Source organism: Kitasatospora sp. NPDC004240 (assembly GCF_053603215.1).
On sequence record NZ_JBSGFD010000019.1, the window covers coordinates 46,127 to 67,692 of the forward strand.

Consider the following 21,566-nt stretch of genomic DNA (forward strand, 5'->3'; position numbering starts at 1 on the left):
CGCCCCCGTCGGGACCCGGTCAAGGTCGCAGCTCTGCAACCAATCGGCGGGCGCGCTGCGAGCACCTCTGACGGCTCGATAGGTTATTCCTCGCCAGTTGCCGTACCAGAGACAGCCGCCCGGGAGCCCGTCACCGCCCCCGTGGCCGGCGGACGACCTCACCGCACTCCCAGGGGGATCACCACATGACCGCCGACACGCCACGCGACGCCACCCCGCTCCCGCCGGTCTTCCAGCCGCTCCAGCCCGAGGACCCGAAGGAGGTCGGCGGCTACCGCCTGTTCGCCCGGCTCGGCGCCGGCGGCATGGGCCGGGTCTACCTCTCGTACACGCCGGGCGGGCGCCCGGTCGCCCTCAAGGTGGTCCGCCCCGAGTTCGCCGAGGACGGCGAGTTCCGCCGGCGGTTCGCCCAGGAGGTCACCAACGCCCAGCGCATCCACGGGCTCTACACCGCCCAGGTGATCGACTCCGGCGGCCTGGACTCGGACGCCCCCTGGCTGGTCACCGCCTACGTGCCCGGCCCGTCCCTGCAGCAGGTGGTGCGCGAGAACGGCGCGCTGCCGGTCCGCACCGTGCTGCTGCTGATGGGCGGCATCGCCGAGGCGCTCCAGGCGATCCACAGCGTCGAGGTGGTGCACCGCGACCTCAAGCCGGCCAACGTGCTGGTGGCGGGCGACGGCCCGCGCGTGATCGACTTCGGCATCGCCCGGGCCGCCGACGCCACCGCGCTCACCGGCACCGGCTACCGGATCGGCTCGCCGGCCTTCATGTCGCCCGAGCAGGCCCAGGGCAAGCCGGTCTCCCCGGCCACCGACGTCTTCGCGCTGGGCGCGCTGGCCGCGTACGTGGCGGGCGGTGCCCCGCCGTTCGGCGACGGCCCGGACACCGCGGTGCTCTACCGCGTGGTGCACGAGCAGCCCGAGCTGGAGCGGGTCCCGGCCGACCTGCGCGAGCTGATCCTGCGCTGCCTGGCGAAGTCCGCCGAGGACCGGCCCAAGCCGGCCGAGATCATCGAGATCGCCCGCAACCACCCGTCGGTCGGCGGCCAGCTGCGGTTCGCCGACGACTGGCTGCCCAAGCAGGTCAACACCGAGATCACCCGCCGCTCGGACCTCCCGAAGACCCCGCCGACCCCGCTGCCGGCCGCACCCACCCTGCCGCCGACCCCCGCCCCCACCGCCCCGCCGGCCCCGGCCGCGCCCTCGGTGGCCCCGGCGCAGTCCGGCCCGATGCCCACCCTGCAGGTCGCCGCGCCCGTCCCGGCCACCCCGCCGCCCGGCTTCACCCCGCCGCCGCTGGGCGCGTACGGCGCGCCGCAGCCCGCCACCGAGGCGCCGACCGGCCCGGTGCTGGGCACCCCGCCGACCGTGCAGTACCAGCAGCCGACCTACGACACCCCCGCGCCGCAGCCCGCGTACCCGCAGCCGACCTACGACACCCCGGCGCCGCAGCCGGCGTACCAGCAGACCGGGCCGCTGCCGACGTACGACACCCCGCCGCCCGGCCCGGTGGTCACCGACACCGCGGCGGAGCCGGAGCCCAAGCGCCGGGGCGTCTCCTGGAAGGTGCTGCTCAGCGTCGCCCTGGTGATGGCACTCGGCGGCACGGTCGGCGGCGTGGTGCTGATGAAGCAGCTGGGCGACGGGGACAAGAAGGACGACAAGCCGGCCGCCGCGTCCTCGCCGCAGACCACCGGCCAGGCGAGCCAGAGCGCGCAGCCGGCCCCGACGCCGAGCCAGAGTTCCTCCTCGGCGGACGGCGGGTCGAGCCCCTCGGCCGCCGCGACCTCCCCGAAGAGCTCCAAGAGCGCCACCCCGAGCCCCGGCAGCACGCTGCGGACGCCGAAGTACACCGTGGTCTACACCGACAAGGCCCTGCGCGCGCCCAGCACCAGCTACAGCTTCGACCTGAACACCGGCAACGTGGTCAGCGACTCGGTGAGCGTCTCGTGGAAGCTGGAGCCGAGCTACAACAGCTTCGACTGGACCAGCGGCTCGGACGCCTACATCTCCCACGAGGCCACGCTGACCCCGGAGCAGTGCTCCTCGGCCATCGACCAGGCGCCGGCGGCCGACCTGCGCTACGACGAGCTGCCGCAGGGCAAGGTCTTCTGCCTGCGCAACCGGGCCAACCTCAACATCGTGATCGGCAAGGTGCTGGAGCAGGGCAACTCCAGCACGGGCGCGGTGGGGCTGTCGCTGACCTTCTACCGCAACGACGGCTGACCCGCCCGGTCTATCCTGACCACGTTCATCACCCCATCGGACCGGAGCGAGACCGTGTACTTCACCGACCGCGGCATCGAGGAGCTGGCGAGCCGGCGCGGCGACGAGGAGGTCACCTTCGAGTGGCTGGCCGAGCGCCTGCGCGAGTTCGTCGACCTCAACCCGGACTTCGAGATCCCGGTCGAGCGGCTGGCCACCTGGCTGGCCCGGCTCGACGACGAGGACGACGAGTGAGGCGCTGAGCCCGCGACGTCGGCCCCGGGGCCCGGAAGGCGACCGCCTTCCGGGCCCCTTCGTGTCCGCCCCGTGCCCTCCCCCGTGTCCGCCCTGCGTAGGAGCGCCGGCTCGGGGGTGCCTCGGGGCCGCCTCCGGGACGGCTCCGGGGCACCTCGGGGTGAGGCCCCCTTGGCGACCGCACTCACGCGATATATCGTTTTTTAAAGAAGACGCGATACATCGCGATCCACCGAACGGGAGGCGGTTGGCATGAGCCAGTGGACGGTCGAGGGGCCCGAGAGGATCACGGTCGAGGAGACGGTCCGGGCCCTGCACGTACGGATCATCGACGGCGGCGTCAACGTGGTGGCCGCCGAAGGGCCGGCCCGTCTGGAGGTGACCGAGCTCAGCGGCGAGCCGCTGCACGTCACGCTCGTCGACGGCGTCCTCACGGTCACCTACAAGGACCTCAGCGGCTGGGGCGAGTTCGGCGACGTGCTGAAGTCGGTCGACTCGGTGAAGGGCTTCTTCTCCTCGTTCAAGCGCAAGCGCAAGGCGTTCGTCACGCTGACCGTCCCGGCTGCGGCCGAGGTCAGGGTCGGCACCGTGTCGGCGGACACCACGGTCTCCGGCAGCACCGGCCACGTCTCGGTGCAGAGCGCCAGCGGCGACGCCACCCTGGTCGGGCTGAGCGGCCGCACCGACACCAACACCGTCACCGGCGACGTGGACGCCCAGTCGGTGGCCGGCCAGCTGAAGGTGAACACGGTCTCCGGCCAGCTCACCGTGGTCGCCGGCACCGCCGACAAGGTGCAGGCGCACAGCGTCACCGGCGCGGTCACCATGGACCTCGACGTGCGGACCCCGTCCGAGATCAAGGTCACCACGGTCAGCGGCCCGGTCATCGTCCGGCTGCCCTCGCTGGCCGACACCGTGGTCGAGGCCGGCACCAACAGCGGCGACGTCTCCAGCACCTTCGAGCAGCTCAAGGTCGGCGGCACCTGGGGCGCCAAGAAGCTCTCCGGCCAGCTCGGCGACGGCAAGGGCACCCTCGCGGTGACCACCGTCTCCGGCGCGGTCACCGTGCTGCACCGCCCCGAGGGCGAGGACGACGCGACGGCGCCCGCCAAGGAGCTCCCGGCCACCCCGGACGCCGCCCAGGGCCCCGACCTCACCAAGGAGGCATGAGATGTCGCCCGTCTTCGGCCACGGCCGCCTCAGGCTCTACCTGCTGAAGCTGCTCGACGAGTCGCCCCGCCACGGCTACGAGGTGATCCGCCTGCTGGAAGAGCGCTTCCAGGGCCTGTACGCGCCCTCGGCGGGCACCGTCTACCCGCGGCTCGCCAAGCTGGAGCAGGAGGGACTGGTCAGCCACAGCACCGAGGGCGGCCGCAAGGTCTACCGGCTCACCGACGCCGGCCGGACCGAGCTGGAGGCCCGCCGGGGCGAGCTGGACGAGCTGGAGGGCGAGATCCGGGACTCGGTGACGCAGCTCGCCGGGGCGATCCGCGAGGACGTCCGGGACAGCGCCAAGGACCTGCGCGAGGAGCTGCGGGGGGCCGCGCGGACGGCGCCGCGCGCGGAGCGCGCCGAGGGCGGGGACCCGTGGGCCGGGCCGTGGGGCGACGCGGAGGCCTGGCAGCGGGCCAAGGAGGAGTTCACCGAGTTCAAGCGGCACGCCAAGGAGCAGGCCAAGCGGGCCAAGGAGCAGGAGAAGGCCGCCAAGGCCAAGGCGAAGGCCGCCGAGGAGGAGGCCCGCCGGCTGCGCGAGCAGTCCCGCGCGGCGCGTACGGCGGCGCAGCAGGAGGCCCTGCGGCTCAAGCGCCGGGTCGAGCAGCAGGTGCGCGAGCACGCCGCCAAGGGCGACTGGTCGACCGGGCTGGCCGAGGGCCTGTCCGAGCTGACCAAGGGGCTGGCCGGGCTGGCGGACGCGGCCCGCTGGGGCCACCCGGCCGGGTCGGAGGACGCCGAGCGGATCACCGTCACCCGGATCGACCTGGACAAGGACGGGACAGGCGGGGAGGAGGCCGCGGGCCCGTCGCCCGAGCCGCCGGCCTGGACGGCCACCGACCCGGCCGGGGATCCGGCCCGCGAGCTGGAGCGGCTGCTCGACCGCTTCCGCGACCGGGTCCGGGACGCCGCCCGGGACGGCCGGGTGACACCCGAGCGGCTCGCCGAGGCCCGTACGGTGCTCGGCACGGCCGGCGAGCGGCTGGGGCGACTGCTCGGTTGAGACCGCCGCACGGAGCGGGGCCCGGCACTCCTCGGGGGAGGTGCCGGGCCCCTTCGCGTCGGGCCCGTCAGGGGGTCAGGACGATCTTGCCGAAGACGTCACCCTTGGCCATCCGGGCGAAGGCGTCCCGGGCCTCGGTCAGCGGCAGCACCGAGTCGATCACCGGGCGGACGCCGGCGGTGGCGCACAGCGAGAGCAGACCGGCCAGCTCCTCCTTGCTGCCCATGGTCGAGCCGACCACCTTGAGCTCCAGGAAGAAGATCCGGTTCAGCTCGGCCGCCTTGGGGTTGGGGCCGGAGGTCGCGCCGGAGATCACGATGGTGCCGCCGGGGCGCAGCGACTTCACCGAGTGCCCCCAGGTGGCGGCACCGACGGTCTCCATCACCGCGTCCACCCGCTCGGGCAGCCGGGCGCCGCTCTCGAAGGCGGCGTCGGCGCCCAGCTCCACGGCCCGGGCGCGCTTGGCCTCGTCCCGGCCGGTGACCCAGACCCGCAGGCCGGCCGCCTTGCCGAGGACGACCAGGGCGGTCGCGACGCCGCCGCCGGCGCCCTGGACGAGCACCGTGTCACCGGGCTTGACCCCGGCGTTGGTGAACAGCATCCGGTAGGCGGTCAGCCAGGCGGTGGGCAGGCAGGCGGCCTGCTCGAAGCTGAGCTCGGCGGGCTTGGGGAGCAGGTTCCAGGTGGGGACGACCACCTTCTGCGCGAAGGTGCCCTGGTAGCGCTCGGTCAGGATGGAGCGGGGCTCGTTCGGGCCGACCCCGTGGCCGCTCTGGCCGATCACGGAGTGGATGACGACCTCGTTGCCGTCCTCGTCGACGCCGGCGGCGTCGCACCCGAGGATCATCGGCAGCTTCTCGGCGGGCAGGCCGACCCCGCGCAGGGACCAGAGGTCGTGGTGGTTGAGGCTGGCGGCCTTGACCGTGACCACGCTCCAGCCGGGGCGGGCCTCCGGCTCGGGGAGCTCACCGAGCTCCAGTCCGTTCAGCGGGTCGTCGGCGTCGATACGGGCGGCATAGGCGGCAAACATGATCCGGACGATAGCCGGGACGGCCGGGGCCCGGAACCACGCGAGGGTGTGATGTCCACCGCGTGTTCCGGGCCCGATCGTTGACGTGCCGTCAGCGGCGCGCGACGCCCTCGGCGCGGGCGGCCTCGGCGACCGCCTTGGTGACCGCGGGGGCGACCCGCTCGTCGAACGGCGAGGGGATCACCTTCTGCGGGGTGAGCTCGTCGGCGACCACGCCGGCCAGCGCCTTGGCGGCGGCCAGCTTCATGCCCTCGGTGATCCGGGTGGCCCGGACCTGCAGGGCGCCGGCGAAGATGCCGGGGAAGGCCAGCACGTTGTTGATCTGGTTCGGGAAGTCGCTGCGCCCGGTGGCGACGACCGCCGCGTAGCGGTGCGCGACCTCGGGGTGGATCTCCGGGGTGGGGTTGGCCATCGCGAAGATGAACGCGCCCTCGGCCATCGTGGCGACGGCCTCCTCCGGGACGGTGCCGCCGGAGACGCCGATGAAGACGTCGGCGCCGGCCAGCGCCTCGGCCAGGCTGCCCTTGACGCCGGTGCGGTTGGTCTGCGCGGCGATCTCGGCCTTGACGTCGGTGAGGTCGCCGCGGCCCTCGTACACGACGCCGCGGCGGTCGCAGACCGCCACGTCGCCGATGCCGGCCGCGACCAGCATCTTGGCGATGGCGATGCCCGCCGCGCCGGCGCCGGAGATGACGGCCCGCAGCGAGCCGATCTCGCGGCCGGTCACCTTGGCCGCGTTCCAGAGCGCGGCGGTGGTGACGATCGCGGTGCCGTGCTGGTCGTCGTGGAAGATCGGGATGTCCAGGGCGTCCTGGAGGCGGCGCTCGATCTCGAAGCAGCGGGGGGCGGAGATGTCCTCCAGGTTGACGCCGCCGAAGGAGGGCGCCAGGCGCACCACGGTCTCGACGATCTCGTCGACCTCGGTGCAGGCCAGCGCGATCGGGACCGCGTCCACGCCGCCGAACTGCTTGAACAGGATGGCCTTGCCCTCCATCACGGGCAGCGAGGCCTCCGGGCCGATGTCGCCCAGGCCCAGCACGGCGGTGCCGTCGGTGACGACGGCCACGGTGTTGGACTTCCAGGTGTAGTCGTTCACCAGCTCGGGCTGCTCGGCGATGGCGGTGCAGACGCGGGCGACGCCGGGGGTGTACGCGAGGGACAGGTCGTCCGCGTCGCGCACCGGGACGGTCGCCCGGACCTCCATCTTGCCGCCGCGGTGGAGCGCGAAAACGGCGTCGACCGGATCGTCGGTGTCCTGGGTGGTGCTGTGCATGATCTCCGCTGCCACGATGACCTCTTCGTCATTGGTTTCAGCGAGGACGCGCGGGACCGACGGGAGCGGACGATCCCGCCGGAAGGGGAAACCGGGAAACCGGTACCGAAACCGGAAACCGGGTACGCCGAAGCGGACCCGGGAGGGCGGGGTCGGGGCGCAGCCGTCGGGCGGCGCCCTCGGGGTGAGGGTTTTTGGATTATGCCTGGGCTGTGCTTCCGGACCCGAGCGTAGGTCGGACGAAGGCCTCGCACCTCTGCCTTTTCGTCCTCGTCGCGCGCTCTTCATCCAACGGTCCGCCACTTGACGGCGTCCGGTGTCCGAAGCAACCTGGCCTCCGGCGTCGGTGGCGGCCAATGAGCACACGCACCCGCAGGAGTGAACGCGGACACGGAGGGAGTGGTGCCCCGGATACGGAGTCGGCGTCGTCGGCTTCCGTTCCTGCGCACCCCGGTCCTGTCGGGAACCGGCGGTCTTCGTTCGTGCGTCGGGGGTCACCCGATACCAGATTCTGACACACCCGCCGACCGGCCCCTCGGGGCGGGATGGGAGGATCCCATTTCCGCCACTTCGCGTACACCACCGCGGCGCCCTGGCGACAAAGCCCCGGCCCTCCCACAGGAGCAGCACCATGCACCACCTCCCGCACGCCCGCCGCCCGGCCGTTCTCGGCGCCGCGCTGACCACCGCCGGCGCCCTGCTGATGACCGGATGCGCCTCCGGCGCGGAGAGCGGGGCGACGAAGGACCCCGTCCAGGAGATCCGGGCCAAGGTTCCCCAGGCCCAGCGGTCGGCCGGCGTCCTGAAGATCGGTTCGGACCTGAACTACGCGCCGGTGGAGTACCGCGGCGCCGACGGCAAGCCCGAGGGCCTGGACCCGGACATCGCCAACGCGCTCGGCAAGATCCTCGACCTGCGGATCGAGATCGCCGACACCCCGTTCGACAAGGTCATACCGAACCTGCACGGCAAGCAGTACGACGTGGCCATGTCCGCGCTGAGCGACACCCGCCCGCGGCGCGAGGGCACCGACGAGTCGGGCGCCAAGGTCAACCCGGGTGTCGACTTCGTGGACTACTTCATCGCGGGCACCTCGATCATCGTCCCGAAGGGCAACCCCAAGGGCATCAAGACCCTGAACGACCTGTGCGGCCAGACCGTCGCGCTCCAGCAGGGCACCACGCAGGACGAGATCATCACCCGCCAGGTGGGCGCCTGCCAGCGGACCGGCAAGCCGATCAAGGTGCACAAGTTCGACAGCGACGCCAAGGCGCTGGCCGAGGTCGCCTCCGGCGCCGCGGTGGCCGGGTTCAACGACTTCCCGGTGGCGGCCCACGCCGCCAAGACCACCGACGGCGGCAACCGCTTCGAGGTCACCGGCCTGCAGTCGACCTCGACCCCGTACGGGATCGCGGTGCGCAAGGAGGACACCCAGCTGCGGGACGTGCTGGTCAAGGCGGTGGACCAGCTGATCCGCAGCGGCGAGTACGACAAGATCCTCGCCAAGTGGAACGTCAGCGCCGGCGCGGCGCAGAACGCGGTGGTCAACGGGGGCCTCTGACACCGGACCTGAGGGGCATCTGGGCCATCCGCGCGGGAGGCCCGCCCGATCGGGCGGGCCTCCGGGCGTGGCGACGCTGGATCTGCATACTTATACGCAGGGTGACAGGGACACCGCATTCGTCCGGATAGCGGACGGCGGGCGTCCTCGTTATCCGATTTTGATCTGAATGAGGGCCACCTGACCGTCATCAGATGGCAGGATTCCCCCCATCTCGGATCGAGCCGACCACTGGTCGAGGCGGTTCGGTCAACGTCCACCTCGGCGGAGGGTGGCGGAAGCAGTACCAGCAGTACCCCTGCACCACCCTGCGCGACTCCCTGCACAGGCCAATGCACGACCGGCTCTTCCCGTACGACGACGTACAGCGGCACCAGCCTCCCGTACAGCGCCGTACGGCCAGGCTGCCCCGGTGTGCCGCTCCCCGCGGCGCGCTCCGCCCGACCTCTCCCTCAGGAGGAGATCCCCCTCATGACCGTCCGTACCCAGCGCACCCGGCTCCTCTCGGCCGTCGCGGTAGTCGCCTCCCTGTCGCTCGGCCTCACCGCCTGCGGCGACAACGAGAAGAACGAGGGCGGCGCGCCGAACGCGAGCGCGTCGGTCAACGCCGTCAAGGCCGACGAGAAGCTCGCCGCGATGGTCCCGGCCGACATCAAGTCCTCCGGAAAGCTCGTGGTCGGCTCGGACGCCTCGTACGCCCCGAACGAGTTCACCGACGAGAAGGGCACCATCGTCGGCATGGACGTCGACTTGGCCAACGCCATCGCGGCCAAGCTCGGCCTCAAGGCGGAGGTCCAGAACTCGCCCTTCACCGCGATCATCCCCGGCATCGGCGCCAAGAAGTTCCAGCTCGGCATGAGCTCCTTCACCGACACCAAGGAGCGCGAGCAGGAGGTCGACATGGTGACCTACTTCACCGCCGGCTCGGCCGCCGCGGTGAAGAAGGGCAACCCGGACAAGATCAACGCCGACGACCTCTGCGGCAAGAAGGTCGCCGTCCAGACCGGCACCACCCAGGCCACCGACGACATCCCGGCCCGCGACGCCAAGTGCACCGCGGAGGGCAAGCCCACCATCCCCAACGGCGGCGACAAGTTCGACCTGCAGACCGACGTGACCAACGCCGTCGTCTCGGGCCGCGACCAGGTCATGCTGGCGGACTCCCCCGTCGTCGACTACGCGATCAAGCAGTCCGGCGGCCAGCTGGAGAAGATCGGCTCCACCTACGGCGCCGCCCCGTACGGCATCGCGATGGCCAAGGGCACCCAGCTGAGCCCGGCCGTCCAGGGCGCCGTCCAGGCGCTGATCGACGACGGCACCTACAAGCAGATCCTCAACAAGTGGGGCGTGGAGGCCGGCGCCATCGACAAGTCGCAGGTCAACGGCGCGACCAGCTGAAGTCCCGCCGCCACCACACGTACCATCGCGACCCCCTTCTGAGGTCTCAACTGTGAACACTCCCCACAAGGGGACTGCCGGCCCGGGACGGCCTGAAGACATCAAGGCCGTCCCGGTCCGCCACCCCGGACGCTGGGCCGGAGCAGCCGTCATCCTCGTCCTCGCGGCGATGCTGCTCAACGCCCTTCTCAACAACCCCGCTTTCAAGTGGGACGTCGTCGGCAACTACCTGTTCGACGACCGCATCCTGCAGGGCCTCCTGGTCACGCTGGAGCTGACCGCCCTGGCCATGGTCATGGGCCTGGTCGGCGGCGTCATCCTCGCGGTGATGCGCCTGTCGCCGAACCCGCTGCTCTCCGGAACCGCCTGGGTCTACATCTGGATCTTCCGCGGCACCCCGGTGCTGGTGCAGCTGGTCTTCTGGAACTTCCTGGGCCTGCTGTGGCCCAAGCTCTCCATCGGCATCCCGTTCGGCCCCGAGTTCTGGTCCGAGCAGACCAACGTCCTCATCCCGACCTTCGTCGCCGCCCTCCTGGGCCTCGGCCTCAACGAGGCCGCCTACATGGCGGAGATCGTCCGAGGCGGCATCCAGTCCGTGGACGAGGGCCAGCAGGAGGCCGCGCACGCCCTCGGCATGAGCCGGTTCGACACCATGCGGCGGATCATCCTGCCGCAGGCGATGCGGGTGATCATCCCGCCGACCGGCAACGAGACCATCTCGATGCTCAAGACCACCTCGCTGGTCAGCGTCATCGCGGTGGAGGAGCTCTTCCGCGCGGGCCAGAACATCTACTCCCGCACGTTCCAGAACATCCCGCTGCTGATCGTCATCAGCATCTGGTACCTGCTGCTCACCTCGCTGCTCACGATCGTGCAGTACTACATCGAGCGGCACTACGCTCGTGGTGCGAACCGGACGCTCCCGCCGACCCCGATCCAGCGACTGCGCAGGCTGTTCGCCGGCAAGCCGGCCAAGCCGAGCAAGAAGGCGGATGTCGTCCCGGGCCTCGAAGGAGGTGGTCACGTATGACCGAGCTGAGCAAGACGCCCCAGGACACCGGCCTGTCGGTCCCGATGGTCCGCGCCGAGGGCGTGCACAAGTCCTACGGAGCCGTCCAGGTGCTCAAGGGCATCGACCTGGAGGTCAAGCAGGGCGAGGTGTTCTGCCTGATCGGCCCCTCCGGCTCCGGCAAGTCGACCTTCCTCCGGTGCATCAACCACCTGGAGAAGATCAACGGCGGCCGCCTCTGGGTGGACGGCGAGCTCGTCGGCTACAAGCAGCGCGGCGACCGGCTCTACGAGCTGAAGGACAAGGAGGTCGCCCTCAAGCGCCGTGACATCGGCATGGTGTTCCAGCGCTTCAACCTGTTCCCGCACATGACGGCCATAGAGAACGTCATGGAGGCTCCGGTCCAGGTCAAGGGCGAGAGCAGGGCCGAGGCGCGCGAGCGCGGCATGGCCCTGCTGCAGCGGGTGGGCCTGGCCGACAAGGCCAAGAACTACCCCTCGATGCTCTCCGGCGGCCAGCAGCAGCGTGTGGCGATCGCCCGCGCGCTGGCCATGAAGCCCAAGCTGATGCTCTTCGACGAGCCCACCTCGGCGCTCGACCCCGAGCTGGTCGGCGACGTCCTGGACGTCATGCGCGGCCTGGCCGAGGAGGGCATGACCATGGTCGTGGTCACCCACGAGATGGGCTTCGCCCGCGAGGTCGGCGACGCGCTGGTCTTCATGGACGGCGGAGTCGTCGTCGAGGCCGGCAACCCGCGTGAGGTCCTCGGCAACCCGCAGCACGAGCGCACCCGGTCGTTCCTGTCCAAGGTGCTCTGACCCGCTGCCACCCGGCGCCCGGCAGGCCCGTCCTGCCGGGCGCCGACGTTTTCCCCGCCCGGGTAATAGGCTGGAGGCAGACAGCCCGTTACCGAGACCTGGAAGGACCCCCGTGGAGCTCGCCTCCTACGCCGACCTCGCCGTCCGGCTGGTGAACACCGAGGAACCCGCGCGCGGCACCGACGCGCTCACCTCGGTGGAGGCCGTCCGCGACCTGTTCTCCGAGTCCTCGCGGGCCGCCGCGCTCGCCGACGAGTCCGACCTGCCCCGGCTGCGGGCGGTGCGCACCCGGCTGCGCGGCGTCTTCGAGGCCGCCGCCGAGGGCGACGAGGTGCGCGGCGTCGACCTGCTCAACAGCCTGCTGATGGAGTTCCCGGTCAGCCCGCTGGTCTCCGGCCACGACTTCCTCGACGAGGCCGGCCGTCCCCGCTGGCACCTGCACCTCGCCGACAACTCGCCGACCGCCACCGCGCACTTCTCCGCGGTGGCCTGCATGGGCCTGGCCGTCCACCTCACCGAGCTGGGCGCCGAGCGGCTCGGCATCTGCCAGGCCGCCCCCTGTCGCAACGCCTACCTGGACACCTCCACCAACCGCTCCCGCCGGTACTGCTCCGACCGCTGCGCCACCCGGGCCAACGTCGCCGCCTACCGGGCCCGCAAGCGCCAGGAGGCCGCCGAGGCCGCCGCGCTCGCCGGGCGGTGACCCGGGCGGTGACCCGGGCGATGACCCTGGGGTAGCCCGCCGTCAGAGGAGCTCCGGGTCCACCCAGACGCCGAGCCGCCGGGCCAGCCCCGGCACCCGGGCCGGCCGGCCGGAGAGCAGCAGCCGCTCCAGCCGGCGGCCGGGGGCCAGCCAGGCCGGGCGCGGACGCAGCCGCAGCAGGACCCGGCCGAGCACCAGTTCGTCCGGGACCGCGCCGTACTGCCGGCTGTCGCTGTCGATCGGACGGTTGTCCGAGAGCAGCCACCAGCCCCCGGGGCGGCGGCCGGCGGCCCGCTTGACCACCAGCAGGTCCTGCTGGAACGGGTGGCGGAAGAGCACCACCGCACCCGGACGCAGCCGCGCGCCGTACCGGACCAGCAGCCGGTCCCCGTCCCGCAGGGTCGGCACCATCGAGTCCCCGGCCACGTCGATCACGCCGAGGGGCAGCAGTCCGCCCCCGGGGCCGCGTTCGCCCGGCTCCGTCCACCCCGCCACCCGCGCCTCCTCCCGGCCGCACCGCACGCCGGCTCCAGTCTGCCGCACGGCCCGCCCTGCGCCGATGCCCCCTTTGGCCTGTTCCGGCGCTCCGTCTTCAGTCCCGAACGACCCGTCCTTCGGCCCTAGGCCGCCCGCCCGATCGCGAAACCCGCTGGGCGGAGGGGTAATGTCGGGCGCGGGAAGACGATCCAAGGAAGGACTCCCCAATGTTCTCTCGTCTGTTTGCGCCGCGCGTCACCGCCCACGCCCACTGCGACCTGCCCTGCGGTGTGTACGACCCGGCCCAGGCCCGTATCGAGGCCGATTCGGTGAAGGCCACCCAGGAGAAGTACCAGGCCAACGAGGACCCGCACTTCCGCGCCCGCGCCGTCATCATCAAGGAGCAGCGCGCCGAGGCCGTCAAGCACCACATCTCGGTGCTGTGGAGCGACTACTTCAAGGCCCCGCACTTCGAGAAGTACCCGCAGCTGCACCAGCTGATCAACGACACCCTGAAGGCCGCCTCGGCCGCCAAGGCGTCCACGGACCCGGCCACCGGCCAGGCCCTGCTCGACCTCATCGCCGAGGTCGAGAAGATCTTCTGGGAGACCAAGCAGGCCTGATCCCGGATCAGTCCGCGCGTGGACGCCCCCGTGCCCGGTTCGCCGGGCGCGGGGGCGTCCACGTTCCCGGGTGTCTGCGGCCCCGGGCGTCCGCGGCCCCGAGGCGGTAGGGGCGGCCGACGGCCGCGCGAGCCCGATCGCCCCGGGTCGCCGACCTCCCGACAACTCGCCGCGGACTGCGGGGGGATGGACCCCGGACGCCCCGTCAGGCCCCGCGCGCCGCCCCGGCGCGCCCACGCCCCGAGGCGAAGGCGCACCGCCCCGGAGAGCGTGGTCGGACGCGATCCCGAGGTGATCGTGATCGACGACCACGGCACCCCGGACGCCGAGGCCGAGCGGGCCCTCCTCCGGTCCTTCCCGCCGCCGGCGGACGTCTCCGCGGTCAGGAACGACCGGATCTTCGTGCTGCGCCGCGCCGACCCGGTGGAGAGCCCCCGCGACCCCGCCGCGATCACCGCGCCGGCCGCGCACCCGCGCACCGTGACGGCCGGGTGAGGGCGGCCCCCGCGGGCGTACGCTCGGAGTACGGGCCCGACGGAACCGACCGGAGGAGCGAGAGATGACGACCACGGCGGCCGCGTCCGCCTTCGACGTCCGGGCGCTGCGCGAGGGAATCGAGCGCAGCGACTCCGACACCCTGCTCGCGCTGTACGCCGACGACGCCGAACTGCGCGTGGTCGACCGCAAGACCCAGCCCAGCCACCCGCTGGTGATGCACGGACTGGAGGAGATCGGCGCCATGCTGAGCGACCTCTACGGCCGGGAGATGACCCACCGGCTGGAGCAGGTGGTGCTGCAGGACGACCACCTGGCGTTCCTGGAGTCCTGCCAGTACCCCGACGGGGTCCGGGTCCTGGTCAGCTCGGTCGCGGACCTGCGGGACGGGCGGATCGTCGACCAGACCTCGCTCCAGGCCTGGGACGAGCCGTGACCGGCCAAGTAGGCTCGTACACATGATCCGTACCGCCGAAGTCACCGATGTCCCGGTCATCCACGCCATGATCCGCGAACTCGCGGAGTACGAGAAGGAGCCGCACGCCGCGGTGGCGACCACCGAGCAGCTGCGCGAGGCGCTGTTCGGCGCCGACCCGGCGCTGTTCGGCCTGATCGCCGAGGACGACGCCACGGGCGAGCCGGTCGGCTTCGCGGTCTGGTTCCTGAACTTCTCCACCTGGCGCGGCACCCACGGCGTCTACCTGGAGGACCTCTACGTCCGGCCCTCGGCCCGGGGCGGCGGCCACGGCAAGAAGCTGCTGCTGGAACTGGCCCGGATCGCCGTGGAGCGCGGATACTCCCGCATGGAGTGGTCGGTGCTGGACTGGAACGAGCCGTCGATCAACTTCTACAAGTCGCTCGGCGCGGAGCCGATGGACGGCTGGACCGTCTACCGGCTCACCGGCGAGGCGCTCACCGCCGCCGGCACCCGCTGAGGCCCCGGCCGGACGCTCCAAGCGGAACGCGTCCGACCACTGCCCACGCTGTGTCGCGTTGACTTACCATGAGTGACCCCCGTACCGGGGTCACGAGTTCCGGTGACGACCGGACGGAGATCGCGACATCCACCCACCGATAGCGGTAACGTCTCGGGCGGATGCGCGGCGTCCGGACCCCCTTTGAGGGGTATGACCGGTACGTACCGCACCACCCCTCTGGACAGTTGGGGCGAAGCAGTTGAGCCAAGCAACAGACAGTGCCGCGGCCACCGGCCCGGAAGCACAGCGCGTCACCCAGGAGGTGAGGGTGTCCCAGATCGACGGCGAGCCCGGAGTCCAGGACTTCGTGGAGGTCCGGCTGCCCGCGGCGGGGGCCTACCTCTCGGTCCTGCGCACGGCGACGGCGGGCCTCGCGGCCCGCCTGGACTTCACCCTGGACGAGATCGAGGACCTTCGGATCGCGGTGGACGAGGCCTGCGCCATCCTGCTCCAGCAGGCCCTGCCCGGTTCGATCCTCTCCTGCGAGTTCCGGCTGGTCGGCGACTCGCTGAAGGTCACCGTCTCGGCCCCGACCACGGACGGCCGGGCACCCGAGCGCGACACCTTCGCCTGGACGGTGCTCTCCGCCCTGGCCGGCGAGGTGGACTCCTCGGTCGGCCCGGACAAAACCGTGTCGATCAGCCTGCACAAGAAGCGCGGCGGCTCCGCGGCCCACTAGGGCCGGTCACGGGACCACCGAACACGAGCCGTACGCCCGGCACCCACCCGGCCGGGACGTACGGCTCCCGGTACCGCCCACCCGGCGGTACGACCAACGAGAAGACTCCGGGCCCGCAGCCGCGGCCCGGTGCTCCCGGAACGGAACGGGGGAATGGCCGTGAGTGATCTGGACCGTACCGGCCTCGCGACGGCGGGCCCTGCCGTACCGACCCAGGCGAGCGTTCCCGGCCTCGCCGCCACCGACGAAGCGCACCCGAAGGACGCCCACCGGATGAGCCAGCCGACCGAGCCGACGTCTGATCCGTCGCCCCCGCACTCGCCCCCGCCCGCCTCCGAGGAGGCGGCGGTCGAGGTGCTGCGCAGTGCGGTGCCCGCCCAGGGCCCGCAGCGCTCGGGCGCTCCGGACCGTGAGGCGGCCCGGGCGCTGTTCGTCCGGCTGTCCGCGCTGCCCGAGGGCTCCCCGGAGCGCGTCGAGCTGCGCAACCAGCTGGTGCGGATGCACATCCCGCTGGTCGAGCACCTGGCCCGGCGGTTCCGCAACCGGGGCGAGCCGCTGGACGACCTCACCCAGGTCGCCACCATCGGACTGATCAAGTCCGTGGACCGCTTCGACCACGAGCGCGGGGTGGAGTTCTCCACCTACGCGACGCCGACCATCGTCGGCGAGATCAAGCGGCACTTCCGCGACAAGGGCTGGGCGGTGCGGGTGCCGCGCCGGCTCCAGGAGCTGCGGCTGTCGCTGACCACGGCGACCAGCGAGCTCTCCCAGCGGCACGGTCGCTCCCCCACGGTGCACGAGCTGGCCGAGCACCTCGGGATCTCCGAGGAGGACGTGCTGGAGGGCCTGGAGTCCGCCAACGCGTACTCCACGCTGTCGCTGGACGTCCCGGACAGCGACGACGAGTCGCCGGCCGTCGCGGACACCCTGGGCGCCACCGACGAGGCGCTGGAGGGCGTCGAGTACCGCGAGTCGCTGAAGCCGCTGCTCGCCCAACTGCCGCCCCGGGAGCAGAAGATCCTGGTGCTGCGGTTCTTCCGGAACATGACCCAGTCGCAGATCGCCGCCGAGGTGGGGATCTCCCAGATGCACGTCTCCCGGCTGCTGGCACGGACCCTGGCGCAGCTGCGGGAGAAGCTCCTCGTGGAGGAGTAGGACCGACCCCCCGTCAGTCCTCGGCACTCCCGGGTCGACCCCGTCGACCCGGTCGGCCCCGTCGGTGGCCCTCTACGCCTCGCCCTCGCGCGGGCCGTAGAGGGCCGTCGTCGACTTCGGGCTCAGCAGCGCGCCGATGCCCACCAGGCCCAGCAGGGCGACCACGGCGCCGATCGCGGCCGTGAGGCCGCCGTTCTGCCACATGAAGTAGCCGACCGGCAGGCAGATCGAGTTGGTCAGCACCGCCGGGCTGCGGCCCCAGCGCTGCCCCTTGAGCAGTCCCCGGGCGGCCAGCAGCGGCAGCACGCCGAGCAGGACGATCAGGAGGCCGCCGAACTCCTGGAGGCCGAGCTGCTTGGCGTCGCCGGACAGCGCGGACACCATGTCCAGGACGCCGACGACGACCAGCGCGGCGCCCTCCAGGGCGGTGATGGCGGCGCCGACGACCAGCGGGGCCGGACGGTCGGCCGGGGCCGTGTCGGCGGGCACGGGCGCGGGGGCGGGGGTTTTCGCGGTCACTCCAGCAGGGTAGCCGCCGGTTCCCGTCCACAGACCCGTAGGCTGAGCACATGCGCGCTCTCCTGGTCGTGAATCCGAAGGCGACCACCACCAGTGGCCGCACCAGGGACGTGCTGATCCACGCCCTGCGCAGCGACCTCAAGCTGGAGGTCGCCGAGACGGGGTACCGGGGCCACGCGCGCGACCTGGCCCGGCAGGCGGTGGAGGACGGCGCGGTCGACCTGGTCGTGGCGCTGGGCGGCGACGGCACCGTCAACGAGGTGGTCAACGGACTGCTCGCGCACGGTCCCGGCGAGCGGGTGCCCCGGCTGGCCGTGGTGCCCGGGGGCTCCACCAATGTGTTCGCCCGCGCGCTGGGCCTGCCGAACGACCCGGTGGAGGCCACCGGCGCCCTGCTGGACGCCCTGGAGCACCGCCGCGAGCGCCCCATCGGCCTGGGCAAGGCACTGACCGACGGACTGCCGGACCGCTGGTTCACCTTCACGGCCGGCCTGGGCTTCGACGCCGGCGTGGTGGGCCGGGTCGAGGAGCAGCGGCGGGCGGGGCGCAGGTCCACGCACGCGCTCTACGTCGGCCAGGCGCTCCGCCATTACGTCACGCAGCGTGAGCAGCGCAAGGCCGGCCCGGTGACCCTGCAGCTCGCGGGCCACGAACCGGTTCCCGGCCTGGTGCTGTCGATAGTCAGCAACACCTCGCCCTGGACCTTCCTGGGCAACCGCCCGGTGTACCCCTCCCCGCGCGCCTCCTTCGACACCGATCTCGACGTCTTCGGCATCACCCGGATGACCGCGTTCGGCACGGCTCGAACGATCCGTCAGATCCTGCGGTCGCACACACCTTCGGACGGGGGCGCCGCACCCGCAGGCCCCTCCGGGAAGCACGTCGTCTCCTACCACGACGTCAGACACTTCACCTTGGTTTCACAGGAACCGGTCCCGTTCCAGGTCGACGGGGACCACCTTGGAGACAGGAGTCGCGTCAGTTTCACAGGCGTTCGACGTGCACTGCGTGTGATTGTGTGACCGGAAGGGGGGTTCACCCTTCTTCTCGAACGCACAAGCCCCCTTCACCCCATAGAAGTACGGGCTGTGAGCTAGGCGACACCGAAGAATCAAAAATTCCTCCCCGAAGGGGGTTGTATCCGGGCCTGAGGTTTGCGAACCTCTACATGGCGATCGGGACGCATCGCAGCCGCGGCAACACCAGAACATGGCGAGTGCCGGCAGCGAAGCTCCTCTGACCGCCGAATCCCTCCCCAGCACAGACCTCCCGGGCCCGATGGGCCTTTGGTCTCTTTTGCTGTTGCGGGATTCGTGAAAGCGTTCACATTCACAAAGCCATCGATTATGCCGACCGGGTCACCCCCGCCGGCAGGAGGAGTTGGACGACCATGGACTGGCGCCACCGCGCTGTCTGCCGCGAAGAGGACCCGGAGCTGTTCTTCCCGATCGGGAACACCGGTCCTGCTCTGCTGCAGATCGAGGAAGCCAAGGCCGTGTGCCGCCGCTGTCCGGTCATGGAGCAGTGCCTCCAGTGGGCGCTCGAGACCGGCCAGGACGCCGGCGTCTGGGGCGGTATGAGCGAGGACGAGCGTCGTGCGATGAAGCGCCGCGCCGCCCGCAACCGGGCCCGCACCGCCTGATCACTCACGGCATTACCAGCAGTAACCGCTCCACCCGATCAACTCATGATCAAGGGCTTCCCTGCACCTCCTGGTGAAGCCTTCCGCACGAAGGGCCGTGCTCGACACGGTTCCGCGACACCGAGTCGCCCAGGGCACTTGATACTGTTCACTTAGAGCAATATTGTGGAGCTGTGGCGCTCACCGTGTGCAACGCACGTCAAGGTGTCGCATCACCCAGAGCCCCCGTTCCGGCCGACTCCCCCCGACGGCCGGAACGGGTTGAGAGGCCCTGTCGACCCACCCCCCCCCCGGTCGACAGGGCCTCGTTTCTGTTCTCCGGCACGTTCCCGGCGCGGCTCCGCTCTCCGGCGCGGCTCTCCGCATGGAGGCGTGCGGGGCTCCGCCCACGGCGCTCGGCCAGAACGCACGCCCCCGCCACACTTCTCAGCGCCCCCGCAGCTTCCCGGCTTCCCGATGCCGGCTCCCGCCCGGCGCCGGATCAGCGGACCGGGATCTCCAGGATCACCTTGGTGCCGCCGTTCGGTCCGGCCACCATGTCGAAGGTGCCGCCGAGCTCACCGGTGGCCAGCGTCCGCACGATCTGCAGGCCGAGGTTGCCCGCCTGCTGCGGATCGAAGCCCTCCGGCATCCCCTTGCCGTCGTCCTGCACCGTGATCAGCAGGTACTCCTCCGGCCGGGCGCCGCCGTTCCAGCTGTCCGACCAACCCGTCCCGGTGGCCGGCGCCCGCCCGCGCAGCGCGCTGACCTCCAGGTTCCCCGAGGCGGACGGACCGAAGGCGTGCTCCAGCGCGTTCTGCAGCAGCTCCGTCAGCACCATCGACAGCGGGGTCGCGACCTCGGCCGAGAGGATCCCGAAGCTCCCGCTGCGGCGGGTGGCCACCCGGCCGTCCTGGGAGAGCTCCATCACCATCGCCAGCACCCGGTCGGCGATCTCGTCGAAGGCCACCTGCTCGTCCAGCGCCTGGGAGAGCGTCTCGTGCACGATGGCGATCGAGCCGACCCGGCGGACCGCCTCGTCCAGCGCGGCCCGGCCGGACTCCGACTCCATCCGGCGCGACTGCAGCCGCAGCAGCGCGGCCACCGTCTGGAGGTTGTTCTTCACCCGGTGGTGGATCTCCCGGATGGTCGCGTCCTTGGTCATCAGCTCGCGGTCGCGGCGCCGCAGTTCGGTGACGTCCCGGCAGAGCACCAGCGAACCGGTCAGCGTCCCCTTGGGCTTGAGCGGGATCGCCCGCAGGGTCACCACCCCGCCCTGGGCCTCCACCTCGGTCTGCCGGGGCGCCCAGCCGCTCGCCAGCTTCACCAGCGCCTCGTGCACCGCCCCGCGCGAGGGCGGCGCGAGCTCGGCGGTGGCCCGGCCGAGGTGACTGCCGACCAGATCGGTGGTGAGACCGAGCCGGTGGTAGGCGGAGAGCGCGTTGGGGCTGGCGTAGGTGACGATGCCGTCGGAGTCCAGCCGGATCAGGCCGTCGCCGACCCGGGGCGCGGCGTCCATGTCGGCCTGCTCCACCCCGGGGTACGGGAAGGCGCCGGCCGCGATCATCTGGGCCAGGTCGGAGGCGCTCTGCAGATAGGTGAGCTCCAGCCGGCTGGGCGTGCGGACGGTCAGCAGGTTGGTGTTGCGGGCGATCACCCCGAGCACCTTGCCCTCGCGCCGGACCGGGATCGACTCCACCCGCACCGGCACCTCCTCACGCCACTCCGGGTCGCCCTCGCGCACGATCCGGCCCTCGTCGAAGGCCGCGTCCAGCATCGGGCGCCGCCCGCGCGGGACCAGGTGGCCGACCATGTCGTCCTGGTACGAGGTGGGGCCGGTGTTGGGCCGCATCTGGGCCACCGAGACGTAGCGGATGCCGTCCCAGGTGGGGATCCACAGCACGAGGTCGGCGAAGGAGAGGTCGGAGAGCAGCTGCCACTCCGAGACCAGCATGTGGAGCCATTCCACATCGGCGCCGGTGAGGGTGGTGTGGCGGCGGACGAGTTCGTTCAGCGAGGGCACATGGCGAGCGTAGCCCCAGCCGCCCCGGGCTGCGTCCGGGGCCGTGCCGCGGGGCGACCTGCCGGGTTGTCCAGACCAATTTTCGGGGAGCCCTGGACAACCCAGATTGGTCTAGTCCACAATGAAAGGGCACCAAGGAGAGGCCCACCGCGCAACTGCCCTGACCGCGCGAGGCCGCTCCTCGGTCGGTCGCCGCCGAACGAGGACCCCGCACAGTTCTCGATCGTCACCGGCGCCCGACGACAGCTCCGGGCCGCGGAGCCGCATGGGTTGAGGGTCCCGTGTCGGCACCGTGGCCCGAAGTGTTTCTCCCGCGCTGCCGAGGCGCCCGACGACAGCTCCGGGCCGCGGAGCCATGGGCCCCTCCTTGCCGGCGGCGGGCAAGGAGGGAGGGTTGAGGGTCCCGTGTCGGCACCGTGACCCGAAGTGTTTCCCCCGCGCTGCCGAGGCGCCCGACGACAGCTCCGGGCCGCGGAGCCATGGGCCCCTCCTTGCCGGCGGCGGGCAAGGAGGGAGGGTTGAGGGTCCCGT

Annotated in this window: 22 protein-coding genes; 17 read left to right on the plus strand and 5 right to left on the minus strand. The window is 71.8% G+C overall.

Going from position 1 to position 21,566, the window contains the following annotated elements; genetic code table 11:
• Nucleotides 1–185 precede the first annotated feature (185 nt).
• From ACWEQL_RS08085 to ACWEQL_RS08100, 4 genes are all read left to right on the plus strand, one after another.
• On the plus strand, nucleotides 186–2,225 hold the full coding sequence (locus ACWEQL_RS08085; protein ID WP_452149352.1) for a serine/threonine-protein kinase: 2,040 nt from the start codon (nucleotides 186–188) through the stop codon (nucleotides 2,223–2,225).
• A gap of 54 nt (nucleotides 2,226–2,279) precedes the next feature.
• Nucleotides 2,280–2,459 carry a DUF6104 family protein gene (locus ACWEQL_RS08090; RefSeq protein WP_073926358.1) on the plus strand — a complete coding sequence of 60 codons (180 nt, stop codon included), beginning with the start codon at nucleotides 2,280–2,282 and terminating at the stop codon, nucleotides 2,457–2,459.
• A gap of 252 nt (nucleotides 2,460–2,711) precedes the next feature.
• Nucleotides 2,712–3,629: a DUF4097 family beta strand repeat-containing protein gene (locus ACWEQL_RS08095; RefSeq protein WP_452149353.1), complete on the plus strand. Its 918-nt coding sequence runs from the start codon at nucleotides 2,712–2,714 to the stop codon at nucleotides 3,627–3,629.
• A 1-nt stretch (nucleotide 3,630) separates the two neighbouring features.
• Nucleotides 3,631–4,674, plus strand: coding sequence for a PadR family transcriptional regulator (locus ACWEQL_RS08100; protein ID WP_452149354.1), 1,044 nt, complete (start codon nucleotides 3,631–3,633; stop codon nucleotides 4,672–4,674).
• A gap of 67 nt (nucleotides 4,675–4,741) precedes the next feature.
• Here ACWEQL_RS08100 and ACWEQL_RS08105 read toward each other — a convergent pair whose 3' ends face one another.
• Nucleotides 4,742–5,704, minus strand: a complete 963-nt coding sequence (locus ACWEQL_RS08105) for a zinc-binding dehydrogenase (RefSeq protein ID WP_452149355.1) — start codon at nucleotides 5,702–5,704, stop codon at nucleotides 4,742–4,744.
• Nucleotides 5,705–5,795: 91 nt separating this feature from the next.
• Nucleotides 5,796–6,992 carry an NAD(P)-dependent malic enzyme gene (locus ACWEQL_RS08110; RefSeq protein ID WP_452149356.1) on the minus strand — a complete coding sequence of 399 codons (1,197 nt, stop codon included), beginning with the start codon at nucleotides 6,990–6,992 and terminating at the stop codon, nucleotides 5,796–5,798.
• 616 nt (nucleotides 6,993–7,608) lie between these two features.
• On the opposite strand from ACWEQL_RS08110, the gene ACWEQL_RS08115 reads away from it, so the two are divergent.
• The 5 genes from ACWEQL_RS08115 to ACWEQL_RS08135 all read left to right on the plus strand — a co-directional run bounded on the left by ACWEQL_RS08115 (nucleotide 7,609) and on the right by ACWEQL_RS08135 (nucleotide 12,466).
• Nucleotides 7,609–8,538, plus strand: a complete 930-nt coding sequence (locus ACWEQL_RS08115) for an ABC transporter substrate-binding protein (protein WP_452149357.1) — start codon at nucleotides 7,609–7,611, stop codon at nucleotides 8,536–8,538.
• A 471-nt stretch (nucleotides 8,539–9,009) separates the two neighbouring features.
• Nucleotides 9,010–9,936, plus strand: a complete 927-nt coding sequence (locus ACWEQL_RS08120; protein ID WP_452149358.1) for an ABC transporter substrate-binding protein — start codon at nucleotides 9,010–9,012, stop codon at nucleotides 9,934–9,936.
• A 52-nt stretch (nucleotides 9,937–9,988) separates the two neighbouring features.
• Nucleotides 9,989–10,966, plus strand: coding sequence for an amino acid ABC transporter permease (locus ACWEQL_RS08125; RefSeq protein WP_452149359.1), 978 nt, complete (start codon nucleotides 9,989–9,991; stop codon nucleotides 10,964–10,966).
• A gap of 44 nt (nucleotides 10,967–11,010) precedes the next feature.
• Nucleotides 11,011–11,763, plus strand: a complete 753-nt coding sequence (locus ACWEQL_RS08130) for an amino acid ABC transporter ATP-binding protein (RefSeq protein WP_452149373.1) — start codon at nucleotides 11,011–11,013, stop codon at nucleotides 11,761–11,763.
• A 112-nt stretch (nucleotides 11,764–11,875) separates the two neighbouring features.
• Nucleotides 11,876–12,466 carry a CGNR zinc finger domain-containing protein gene (locus tag ACWEQL_RS08135; RefSeq protein WP_452149360.1) on the plus strand — a complete coding sequence of 197 codons (591 nt, stop codon included), beginning with the start codon at nucleotides 11,876–11,878 and terminating at the stop codon, nucleotides 12,464–12,466.
• 42 nt (nucleotides 12,467–12,508) lie between these two features.
• Here ACWEQL_RS08135 and sodX read toward each other — a convergent pair whose 3' ends face one another.
• Entirely contained in the window at nucleotides 12,509–12,877 is a 369-nt protein-coding gene (sodX, locus tag ACWEQL_RS08140) for a nickel-type superoxide dismutase maturation protease (protein ID WP_452149374.1), read from the minus strand.
• A gap of 293 nt (nucleotides 12,878–13,170) precedes the next feature.
• Here sodX and sodN point away from each other — a divergent pair, with 293 nt between their 5' ends.
• The 6 genes from sodN to ACWEQL_RS08170 all read left to right on the plus strand — a co-directional run bounded on the left by sodN (nucleotide 13,171) and on the right by ACWEQL_RS08170 (nucleotide 16,872).
• A complete protein-coding gene (gene sodN / locus ACWEQL_RS08145) occupies nucleotides 13,171–13,566 on the plus strand; it encodes a superoxide dismutase, Ni (protein WP_452149361.1) in 396 nt (131 codons plus the stop codon).
• 270 nt (nucleotides 13,567–13,836) lie between these two features.
• Nucleotides 13,837–14,061, plus strand: a complete 225-nt coding sequence (locus ACWEQL_RS08150; RefSeq protein ID WP_452149362.1) for a hypothetical protein — start codon at nucleotides 13,837–13,839, stop codon at nucleotides 14,059–14,061.
• A 64-nt stretch (nucleotides 14,062–14,125) separates the two neighbouring features.
• Complete coding sequence (locus tag ACWEQL_RS08155; RefSeq protein WP_452149363.1) at nucleotides 14,126–14,497, plus strand: nuclear transport factor 2 family protein; 372 nt, start codon at nucleotides 14,126–14,128, stop codon at nucleotides 14,495–14,497.
• Between the two features lie 22 nt (nucleotides 14,498–14,519).
• Complete coding sequence (locus tag ACWEQL_RS08160) at nucleotides 14,520–14,996, plus strand: N-acetyltransferase family protein (RefSeq protein WP_452149364.1); 477 nt, start codon at nucleotides 14,520–14,522, stop codon at nucleotides 14,994–14,996.
• Nucleotides 14,997–15,306: 310 nt separating this feature from the next.
• Nucleotides 15,307–15,717 carry an anti-sigma regulatory factor gene (locus ACWEQL_RS08165; protein WP_452149365.1) on the plus strand — a complete coding sequence of 137 codons (411 nt, stop codon included), beginning with the start codon at nucleotides 15,307–15,309 and terminating at the stop codon, nucleotides 15,715–15,717.
• A 273-nt stretch (nucleotides 15,718–15,990) separates the two neighbouring features.
• Nucleotides 15,991–16,872 (plus strand): RNA polymerase sigma factor SigF, encoded by an 882-nt coding sequence (locus ACWEQL_RS08170; protein ID WP_452149375.1) that lies wholly within the window; start codon nucleotides 15,991–15,993, stop codon nucleotides 16,870–16,872.
• 72 nt (nucleotides 16,873–16,944) lie between these two features.
• Here the strand turns inward: ACWEQL_RS08170 and ACWEQL_RS08175 are convergent, their stop codons facing one another.
• Nucleotides 16,945–17,391, minus strand: a complete 447-nt coding sequence (locus ACWEQL_RS08175) for a hypothetical protein (protein WP_452149366.1) — start codon at nucleotides 17,389–17,391, stop codon at nucleotides 16,945–16,947.
• Between the two features lie 50 nt (nucleotides 17,392–17,441).
• Here ACWEQL_RS08175 and ACWEQL_RS08180 point away from each other — a divergent pair, with 50 nt between their 5' ends.
• Together ACWEQL_RS08180 and ACWEQL_RS08185 are read left to right on the plus strand one after the other, a co-directional pair.
• On the plus strand, nucleotides 17,442–18,413 hold the full coding sequence (locus ACWEQL_RS08180; protein WP_452149367.1) for a diacylglycerol/lipid kinase family protein: 972 nt from the start codon (nucleotides 17,442–17,444) through the stop codon (nucleotides 18,411–18,413).
• A 368-nt stretch (nucleotides 18,414–18,781) separates the two neighbouring features.
• On the plus strand, nucleotides 18,782–19,033 hold the full coding sequence (locus ACWEQL_RS08185) for a WhiB family transcriptional regulator (protein ID WP_014138019.1): 252 nt from the start codon (nucleotides 18,782–18,784) through the stop codon (nucleotides 19,031–19,033).
• 481 nt (nucleotides 19,034–19,514) lie between these two features.
• On the opposite strand, the gene ACWEQL_RS08190 is transcribed toward ACWEQL_RS08185, so the two are convergent.
• Nucleotides 19,515–21,035: a sensor histidine kinase gene (locus tag ACWEQL_RS08190; RefSeq protein ID WP_452149368.1), complete on the minus strand. Its 1,521-nt coding sequence runs from the start codon at nucleotides 21,033–21,035 to the stop codon at nucleotides 19,515–19,517.
• Between the last annotated feature and the right edge of the window lie 531 nt (nucleotides 21,036–21,566).